We start from the raw sequence: 9,478 nt of genomic DNA, 5'->3' as shown, positions 1-9,478 counted from the left end.
GTGTCGAACGATAGTAGTTGATTCCCCAACTGTCGTAGATGTTGCCGTGCGAAGCCAGTCGTAGTTTGTATTCATCCCAGTTGCGCCCATTGGCTGGCGACCAGCCAATTTCGGCGTAGCCTGCCAGTCGCGGAAAAACCAGGTATTCCATTTCCGAGCGGTTGGTAACAGTTTCGGTCCACAGCGGTGCTTCCACTCCCAGAATGTTTTCTCGACCAATTGCTTCTTCCAAAGTAGCCGGATCCCAGTTGTAGCCGGTGTCCACTTCAATGTAACCCGCCCAGTGCAAGCCCAGCGGCGAAATGGAATCATACTGCATGTCGAGGTACGCTTTGGCAGCCGGCGACATGATCACTTTGACGCCTTGATCAACGGCGTTTTTGGCGTTTTCGGCGCTGGCCCAGTATTGGGCAATGCTACGCCGATCGAGTTTCGCCAGTGTTACCTCGTCCCAGCCAATCATGGTTTTTCCGTGCGAGTAAACGATATCCTGCACCCGTTCAATAAAAGGAATGTAATCTTTCACATCGGTTACGTGGGATTCGTCGCCACCAACGTGGATGTAAGGACCTGGGGTAAGTTCGGCCAGTTCGCGAATCACATCATCCACAAATTCGTAGGTAATTTCTTTGTCGGTGCACAAGGTGCTGAAGCCAACGTCAGTACCCGTATACAGCTCGGTTGCCTTGCCGTCGCAGTTCAACTCAGGATACGAAGCCAGTGCCGCATTGGTGTGCCCGGGCATGTCAATTTCGGGAACGATGGTAATGAAACGTTCCGATGCGTAATTCACCAATTCGGTGTATTGCTCCTGGGTGAAGAAGCCGCCTTCGCCACCGCCAACTTGGGTGCTTCCGCCAATTTCGGTCAGTTTGGGCCACGATTTAATTTCAATACGCCAGCCCTGATCATCAGATAAATGCAAGTGCATGACGTTGAATTTGTAGTAGGCCATCACGTCGAGGTAATGTTTCACGTCGTCAACTCCTAAAAAATGGCGGGCTACATCGAGCATGGTCCCACGGTATTCGTATTCTGGAAAATCACGGATGGTGCCCGTCGGGATGGTCCATTCGGTTTCCTGAACCGCCTGGCTTTCGATGGTGGCCGGCAGAAGTTGCCGGATGGTTTGTACGCCACGAAAGATGCCGGCTGGCTGATTGGCCCGCACAGTCACCAGTTTTTTATCAATCAACAGTTCGTAGCCTTCGTCGCCCAGTTCCGGATCATTTCCCAAGGTGAGGAAAATTCCCTTTGCCGGGGCCTCCGTTGTTGTTTGAACTGCAAATTGGGAGCCGGTTGCCGGATTCAATTTTTCACTTAAATACTCGGCAGTGTTGGTTAGGTCATTGCTTTGGACAAAAATGCCGGTTTCACTGCTTAGTTGAAACGAATTTCCGGTTGCCGTCACAAAAACTGGTTTCGGAATCACGGTGTTTTTTGTCAAATCGGTTGGTTCTTTGGGTGTGCAGGAAAATAGGGCTCCAAGCATGGTCAGTTGAATGAAAACTTTTTTGTTCATATTCGAATAGGTTAGAAATATTTCAGACTAAGGTAAAGAAAACATTTTGATTGAAACAACGGGTTTTGTTGGGTATTGGAAGTTTAACTTCCTTTTTTGTTTATGAAGTAGCGGTTGATGGTAGCTTCCGGATGCAACTCACTGATTTCGCCACAAAGGAACGCGGCAAACTGCCGGGCAAAATAGGGGCCAAGCATGGCGCCTTTCGAGCCCAGTCCATTGAAGATTCCCACTTGTGGGTACTCCGGATGCAGCCCGATGACCGGACGCCTGTCGTGGGTAGTTGGGCGGATTCCGGTCTGGTGATCAATGACGACAAACTGGTCAGTAAAAACAGCAACGAGCTTTTCCTCTAATTTCTCTCGGGCTTTTGTGGTTGTTTGGAGTGATAGATCTTTCCAGTCGTAGGTCGCGCCGAGCCGGAAAAACTGTTCGCCTTCAGGCATCAAAAACATGGCTTTGTTTAAAATGAAGTTACCGTTGTAGTTGTTGGTTTTTATGCGAAGAACCTCGCCTTTGGTATGCCGGAAGCGAAGCGCCTTGAAAAATGGATTTTCAGAAACGGCATGGCCCTCGCAAAACAAAATCTTTTCAGCACGAATATCCTGATAGCAAACTTGGGTTTCTTCCAGTTTTAAAGCGTTTAAATTTAGTTTCTCAAAACGAATGCATTGCTGTTGCTGCAGTTCATTGTTCATCTTTTGAACCAATTGTTTCAGATCGACTCGGCCACTTTGTGCGACTGTTCCTATCCCAAAATCTGCTTGTAAAAATGGGTGTGGCAGTCTGTCAGGCTTGGCTTCAAGGTAAGGCTGCAATTTGTTTTCGGCCCACTTCTTTTGCCAGAACTCCGCTTCTCCTTTTCCAAGGACCTTTTTAATTTGCAGCGGATGAAACAGCTTGATTCCGAAGCGCTCTTCCAGTTCGGCATATGTGTCCAGCAGTTGGGGATACAAATCATCGACAAGCCAGCTTTTTGTCAGTCGGCGAAATACGACGGGATTCACCACGCCGGCTGCCACTTCCGATGCTTTAACAGAAGTGGGATCGTCTAGTACAAAACAGGTCTTGCCAGCCTTCTGCAGTTCATAAACCAGTAAACTGCCTGCCAGCCCCTGCCCAATGATGAGGTAGTCAACTTTCATTGAGAATAAAGACAGCGGAGTCAGGGAAATGTTCAGCGGCTAAAACTCAAATTCAACCAATACCGGCAGGTGATCCGATGGATAACGATTTTCGTACGAATCAGTCAGTACACCGTACTTTTGCACATTCAGCTTGCCTTTGACAAAAATATAATCAATCCGGTTTTTTAGTTCACTGTTGAAGTTGAATCCATTATAGGTGCCTACCGGGCCGTAAGGCGTTTGTGCCGAGACTTTACGGCTGTCAAAAAACTGGGTTTCGATACGTTCAATGGGTTTGGTATCCGGCGTTAAGTTGAAATCACCCATTAGAATCACCGGATCGTTCTTGGTGTTTAGCGAATCAATTTTCTGTAGAATCAGTCGGGCCGAATTGATCCGGGCCTCATCGCCCACATGGTCAAAGTGGGTATTGAACACCCAAAAGCTTTTCCGATTGTCGTAATCCTCGAACAGGGCATAGGTGCAAATTCTTTTGCAGGCGGCATCCCAACCCATACTTGGTTCTTCAGGGGTTTCGGATAGCCAGAACCAACCATGAATTTTGAGCTGGTATTTGCGACTGTTGTAAAAAATAGGTGAGTATTCTCCACCCGCTTTTCCATCTTCGCGCCCCACACCAATCTGGTCAAATGCCGGTAGTTGCAGCGAGATATCAGTCAGCTGGGCGTATAAAACTTCCTGCATGCCAATGATGTCAGCCTCGTGAAAGCGTAGCAGGTCGGTCACCAGATGTTTGCGGTTTGACCAGGCGTTTTCGCCGTCGTCTGGGTTGTTGTATCGAATATTGTAGCTGACCACTTTGTGTGTCTGTGAGAATGCGGAACCTGTGGTTAGTAAAATTGTCATAACAAGCAGTATGATTTTCATAGCAAATAGGGTTTAATTTTGGCAAAAGTTAAAGCCAGGGTATTCGCACTGGTGATCTCCTGTAATAACGGTATGTATTTGGTTTTTGGAATGATGAAGCACAAATTCATAACAAAAAGTCATGATTTCCTGAAACTGTTGGGTCATGGGCGAACCGGCAACGCTATGGTTACCGCCGCAAACGGAGTACAGCCAATAGGGTTGGTCGAGCTGGTGCAAGCGATCGGCAATCGTTTTTCCGCCATGCAAAACCAGGTAGCCAGGCTTGTCTTCATCGCAGTAGTGATGCGGCGCGGTAGCATAAGGCACTAAATTATCGCAGGTACCGTGAAAAAGCAGCGAAGGAACAGCCGATTCATCGTAGATTTGCGCGGTATCAGGTATGGCACCAGCCATGGATACAACACCTGCATAAGCCACCGGCCCGCCATCCAGATCGTAGCAATAGGGTGGTTGGTAAGCGGTATTTAATACAGCCTCAGCTCCGGCACTGCTTCCCGAAAGTATGATCCGATATGGATCAATGCCGAATTGCGCACGGTTTTCAATCAAAAAATAAGTGGCATCCTGGATGTCTTCCACTGCTGCGGAAAAAGTAGCCAGTTTCTCTTCGGCCGGGCAGTCGCAACCAAACGCCGTTTCGGTTCCTTTTCGCGTTAATCGGTAACTTATGGAGACGGCTACATACCCCCGTCGGGCAATTCGTTCGCAAAATTCGATGGTTTCTTTGCCATCGCGTGTACCTCCAGAAAAGCCCCCACCATGCACATACAGTAATGCCGGCCGGTTTTCTTCAACATCAAAAGCCGGGGTGTAAATATCGAGATCCAGGGTTTGTCCGTCTTTTTGAATGTAGGTGTAGGTTTCTGTTTCAACGGAATCGGTAATTTCTTCTAGGTAACGTTCCTGGGCCAAGGTGGCCGCGGAAAAGAGAAACAGAAAAAACGCCGGGATTAACTTCTTCATGTTATTTGATTTGCGGATTCAGGTTTAGCTCTTAGACTTTGCTAAAATAACCAAAAATAATAGCCTTGGCAATGGGCTTTTTGAATTGAATTTTGATTGATAACCGGAATTTGGGTTTAATTTAAATCGCAATCTCAATGCTTCAACAGGACATGAAAACGATGGAAGATGGTTTAAAGCTGTTGAATCCAGATGTTTCCCATCTTTTTTAATGTCTTCTACTGTTTTCCATATCAAGGAAATATACAATGCGGTAAAGATCAAAAAAAGTATTGGTTGATTTATTCTATTGCCCGTCGTACAGAAGTTGCTGCTTCCTGTTCCGATATACCTCCAGCGCTGCTGGAAATGGTTGAAGGGCCCGCTCAAAAATTCCGACTGAGTAAGCGATGGTCAGGCCGTAGTTCGTGATGGGGACTCCGGCCTGCCTTGCTTTCAGAATGCGCGACAGCATTTCACGACGATTCCACATGCATGCGCCACAATGAATGATCAGCTTGTACTGACTGACATCGGTGGGGAAGTCGCGGCCACGGGCATGTTCAATGGTTAGTTTACCGCCAACATACTTGTTTAGCCAGTTTGGGATTTTAACTGTGCCAATATCTTCTTCAATGGGATGATGCGAGCACGCTTCGGCAATCAGCACCCGGTCACCTGGTTTTAGCTGGTCGATGGCCATAGCGCCGCGCACCATTTCTGTCAGGTCGCCCTGAAAGCGGGCAAACAAGATGGAAAAGCCCGTCAGTGGTATTTCAGGTGGCGTGACGGCAGCCACCTGCGCAAAGGCCTGGCTGTCGGTAACAACCAGTTTGGGGGCCTGATTCATTTGTGCAAGCGCTTTGGGCAGTTGCTGGTCTTTGACCACCATACAGAAGGAGTCGCCATCCAATAAATCGCGAATGCTTTGTACTTGCGGCAGAATCAGCCGGCCTTTGGGCGCTTCCTTATCGATGGGAACCACCAAAATGGCGGCTTCGCCCGGTCCAACCAAATCAGACACAATGGCCGGCCGGTTGATGTAGTCGTCGGGAGCGGTTTTCAAAATGGTTTGACGTAGGTCATCGATTCCGAAGCCGGTGCTGACCGATGTTTCCAATACCGGTAACTTTTCTCCAGCCAAGCTGTTGAACATGCACGAACGGCCCGGATACAGGTCAGCTTTATTAAAAACCACGATCACCGGAATCTCCCGGTCTTTCAGCTCTTGTAATGTTTTTTCTTCAAACTCGCCCCAATCCTGGCTGTTTGATACGATGATGCCCAAATCGGTCCGGTCGAAAACAGATTTAGTCTTTTGAACGCGCTTTTCACCCAGCGCTCCCACGTCGTCAATTCCGGCTGTATCGATAAACAACACCGGGCCAAGTGGCAGCAGCTCCATGGGCTTTTCAACCGGGTCGGTGGTTGTTCCTGCAATTTCAGAAACAATGGAGACTTCCTGCTCAGTGAGCGCATTCAGCAGGGAAGATTTGCCAACATTGCGGCGTCCAAACAGACCAATGTGCAAACGAAAGGATTTGGGTGATTTCATGTTGTTTTTAATTTGTCCTGAAAAGTACGAATGATCCGATTTTAATGCAACGTTTTATTGAAATATGCGCAGGTCTGACCTTCGATTTGACATTCGGGAAATAAATAGGGCTAAGGGAGATCAATTCACATTCTATCTGGGGAAAAGTCTGACCAACAAATCAGGGTGTCTTGTGGAATTCTTTTTTTTTTGAAAATAAGGTTTTTTGAATAGGATAACGCCAATTTTTCACCAGAATTCAGGTTGATCTCTGAACGGATCAAATCCTGGATCAGGATACAAAAAAAAGCCGGCTATTAACCGGCTTTTTGAGTCTTATTCAACAAAGATTTACTCTTTGTCTCCGCAAGATTTTTTCTCGCTACATTTCTTTTCACAATCGCCTTTTTTCTCAGCTTTCTTTGTTTTGCTGTCTTTTTCAGCTGTAGCCACTTGCTCTGTTTTTGTTTCTTTGTCAGCAGCAGCCATATTTCCAGCGTAAGTAACTCCAAAAGTGAATACAATTGCTAATACTAAAACCAACTTCTTCATATTTTCCATTTTTTAAGTTTATAACTGGAGCAATTTATTAAGAATAATTCTAAATAAAAATCACGTTAACATTTATTTAGAATTATTCCAGATAGTTGTTAAAACCTATTAAATAAAAGGTTCTGGCCTGTTTGTAGTTACCACTCGTTAGCAAAACACATCTTTTTGTCCTTTTTTGACCCTGTTAACCAGTTTGCGAGCGCGATCGGCTGGCAATCCTTCCATTCCGGCAATGGTTTTCTCAATCAATTGGATACCGGTTTGATAGGTTTCAGGTGAGGCATAATTGTTCAGATACTCCATGAAACTGGAGAGTGCGTTTGGTCCGCAGTGCGCTTTAATGGCACCGGGTTTGGCCAGATCCATAAAATCCTGCCCGGTGCGGCCGAGCCGGTAGCAGCCGGTGCAAAATGAGGGTACATAGCCCATTTGTGCCACATCACGAATCACTTCATCCAGCGGACGGTGGTCACCCAGGCAGAATTGTCCGGAAACATCATCGTCTACCCCTTCCTCGTATCCGCCGGGGTTTGTACGGCTGCCGGCCGAGATTTGGGAAACGCCCAAGGCAAAGGTTTCGCTTCGCATTTTGGCTGTTTCTCGGGTCGACATGATGATGCCGGTGTAAGGCACCGCCAGGCGCAGGATAGCGACAATTTTTCGAAATTCCAGATCCGAAACCGGAAAGGGTGGGTGAGAAGCCACATCAGATCCAGTTGCCGGCTCCATGCGCGGAACGCTGATGGTGTGCGGGCCAACGCCAAATACGCGCTCCAGTTCTGCAATATGCTGCATCATGGCCAGCAGTTCGAAACGGTAGTCAAACAGCCCAAACAGCACACCAATGCCCACGTCATCGATTCCGGCTTCCATGGCCCGGTGCAAAGCGGAAATGCGCCAGTCGTAGTCACGCTTCTTCCCGCCAAGGTGTACGTTTTTGTAGGTTTGGTGGTGGTAGGTTTCCTGAAAAAGCTGGTAGGTTCCAATCTTTTCGGCCTTCAATAATTTGAACTCGTCGGCGCTGAGTGGAGCCACATTCACATTGACCCTGCGGATTTCCGCATCACTATAGCGGGCTCTGTAAACCGACTGTACCGCGTCGAGCACATATTGAAAGCCTTGTTTGGGGTACGATTCGCCGGCTACCAAAAGCACCCGCTTGTGTCCCTGTTTAATCAGCAATTCAGTTTCGTGCTCAATCTCATTTTGGCTCAGCGACCGGCGGACGATAGCTTTGTTTTTGGCGCGGAAGGCACAGTAAGTGCATTCGTTGGCGCACAGGTTCGATATGTAGAGCGGCGCAAATAGCACCAGTCGTTTCCCGTAAATCGTGTCTTTGATGTGGTTAGCTGTTTCAAACAGCTCATGCAGTTGAAGCGGGTCGCTAATGCCCGTTAGAACCGCGACCTCCTGCAGATTGAGGCCTTTCATTTCGGCTGCTTTGGCCAATACGTCGCGTACCTCTTCGTGGCTCGGACGACTGTATTTTTGCAGAATGTCACTGATTTCCTGCTCGTTGATAATGGTTGTTGCTGCTGTTTTCATTCGCTTTGATTTACCCTTGAAGTCAGCCCGTTAAGCTTCCCTTAGGTTTGCCACAAAAGTACAATAGTTTAGTGAAACGAAACAGTTAGGCATGGTATACTTGCCAATTATTCCATTTTTTAATATCAACTTAATTTCACTAATTTACCGTCGGTAAAAATAGCATAATGTCCGATTTTAATACCATTTTTAAAAGGTATCACCAGCCACTGGTTCTGTATGCTCATAAATTTGTCGCCAACGAAGAAGTGTCTTTGGATCTGGTACAGGATGTCTTTGCTTTGATTTGGGAGAAGCGGAAGCTGGATCTGGATGAAGAACACCTGAAGGCCTACTTGTTTCGTTCAACCCGAAATGCGTGTCTCAATTACCTTAAGCATCAAAAAGTGATGCAAAAACATCAGGAACGGGCTGCCTTTTTCGAATTGGAAATCAGGTATTTTGAAAGTGGCGAAAAGTCCTTGATTGAAAAGGAAAGCCTGGCTAAAATTTACCAAGCCATTCATTCCTTATCTGCTATTCATCGCGAAGTGATTGAGCTCAGCCGTTTTGAAGGACTGAAAAACAAAGAGATTGCCGAACGGCTCAATATTCCTGTTCGGACTGTGGAAACGCGCTTGTTTCGTGCACTCGCTTCGCTGAAAGAAAAACTTTCCGAAATAATGCTTCATATCTTGTTAAATATCTGGCATTTGAAAAAATAATTGATTTTTTTTGATTTTGAATGACGTAATTTTCATTCGCTGGTTGTGTTCTTGGTAAATGGCCTAAAAAGGTTTTAAGGATGAAGGATACAACAACACATGAACGACTAATTGCCCGATATTTAAATGGCGAATGCTCACAGGAGGATGAAAAAGCACTATTACAGTGGGTAGCTACCAGCCCGGAGAATAAAAAGCGTTTTCTTGAAATAAAAGATACCTGGGATGCCAGTTTGAAAACTTCGCAGCGGGATACCGAACAACTTTTAAAATTCTATCAAAGGCAAGCTCTGCAAAAGCCGACCCGCTCTTTTCCAGGCTGGTTGCCCGGAGCTGTTGCCGCAGCCGTACTGTTGGTTGGCTTTTTGATTGGCAGCATTTTGCAGCCTGGTTTTTTTGATCAGCAAGCACAAATCCAATCCTATTATGTGCCTCAGGGCTCGAAATCAGAATTGGTGTTGGTCGATGGTACCAAGGTGAAGTTGAATGCCGACAGCCGCTTGGAAATCGATCCCGATTTTTCAGCCACCAACCGGGTGGTTCGTTTAGCCGGCGAAGGTTATTTTGAGGTGGAGGCGGATGCCAATCATCCTTTCACGGTGCAAACCGATAAGTTTGATGTGCTGGTTACCGGAACCAAGTTCAATATCAGCAGCTATGC

At 46.9% G+C, this 9,478-nt stretch carries 9 protein-coding genes; 2 read left to right on the top strand and 7 right to left on the bottom strand.

Annotated features, from left to right (window positions below; genetic code table 11):
* From AAC033_RS17020 to hydG, 7 genes are all read right to left on the bottom strand, one after another.
* A partial coding sequence (locus AAC033_RS17020; protein ID WP_339740329.1) for a beta-N-acetylhexosaminidase occupies nt 1-1,522 on the bottom strand: 1,522 nt, incomplete at its 3' end.
* A gap of 83 nt (nt 1,523-1,605) precedes the next feature.
* Nucleotides 1,606-2,667 (bottom strand): FAD-binding oxidoreductase, encoded by a 1,062-nt coding sequence (locus AAC033_RS17015; RefSeq protein WP_339740327.1) that lies wholly within the window; start codon nt 2,665-2,667, stop codon nt 1,606-1,608.
* Between the two features lie 39 nt (nt 2,668-2,706).
* Nucleotides 2,707-3,537, bottom strand: coding sequence for an endonuclease/exonuclease/phosphatase family protein (locus AAC033_RS17010; RefSeq protein ID WP_339740325.1), 831 nt, complete (start codon nt 3,535-3,537; stop codon nt 2,707-2,709).
* A 12-nt stretch (nt 3,538-3,549) separates the two neighbouring features.
* Nucleotides 3,550-4,503, bottom strand: coding sequence for an alpha/beta hydrolase (locus tag AAC033_RS17005; protein WP_339740323.1), 954 nt, complete (start codon nt 4,501-4,503; stop codon nt 3,550-3,552).
* 286 nt (nt 4,504-4,789) lie between these two features.
* Nucleotides 4,790-6,037: a [FeFe] hydrogenase H-cluster maturation GTPase HydF gene (hydF, locus tag AAC033_RS17000; protein ID WP_339740321.1), complete on the bottom strand. Its 1,248-nt coding sequence runs from the start codon at nt 6,035-6,037 to the stop codon at nt 4,790-4,792.
* 330 nt (nt 6,038-6,367) lie between these two features.
* Nucleotides 6,368-6,568, bottom strand: coding sequence for a hypothetical protein (locus AAC033_RS16995; RefSeq protein WP_339740320.1), 201 nt, complete (start codon nt 6,566-6,568; stop codon nt 6,368-6,370).
* A gap of 147 nt (nt 6,569-6,715) precedes the next feature.
* Nucleotides 6,716-8,113, bottom strand: a complete 1,398-nt coding sequence (gene hydG, locus AAC033_RS16990; protein WP_339740318.1) for a [FeFe] hydrogenase H-cluster radical SAM maturase HydG — start codon at nt 8,111-8,113, stop codon at nt 6,716-6,718.
* A 167-nt stretch (nt 8,114-8,280) separates the two neighbouring features.
* Here hydG and AAC033_RS16985 point away from each other — a divergent pair, with 167 nt between their 5' ends.
* Together AAC033_RS16985 and AAC033_RS16980 are read left to right on the top strand one after the other, a co-directional pair.
* On the top strand, nt 8,281-8,817 hold the full coding sequence (locus AAC033_RS16985; protein ID WP_339740316.1) for an RNA polymerase sigma-70 factor: 537 nt from the start codon (nt 8,281-8,283) through the stop codon (nt 8,815-8,817).
* Nucleotides 8,818-8,897: 80 nt separating this feature from the next.
* Nucleotides 8,898-9,478: FecR domain-containing protein (locus AAC033_RS16980; RefSeq protein WP_339740314.1), on the top strand; the 581-nt coding region annotated here is incomplete at its 3' end.

It is taken from the genome of uncultured Sunxiuqinia sp. (assembly GCF_963974515.1).
Classification (GTDB): Bacteria; Bacteroidota; Bacteroidia; order Bacteroidales; family Prolixibacteraceae; genus Sunxiuqinia.
Note: the sequence above shows the minus strand (reverse complement) of the source record. Positions and strands in the feature narration are given on the sequence as shown.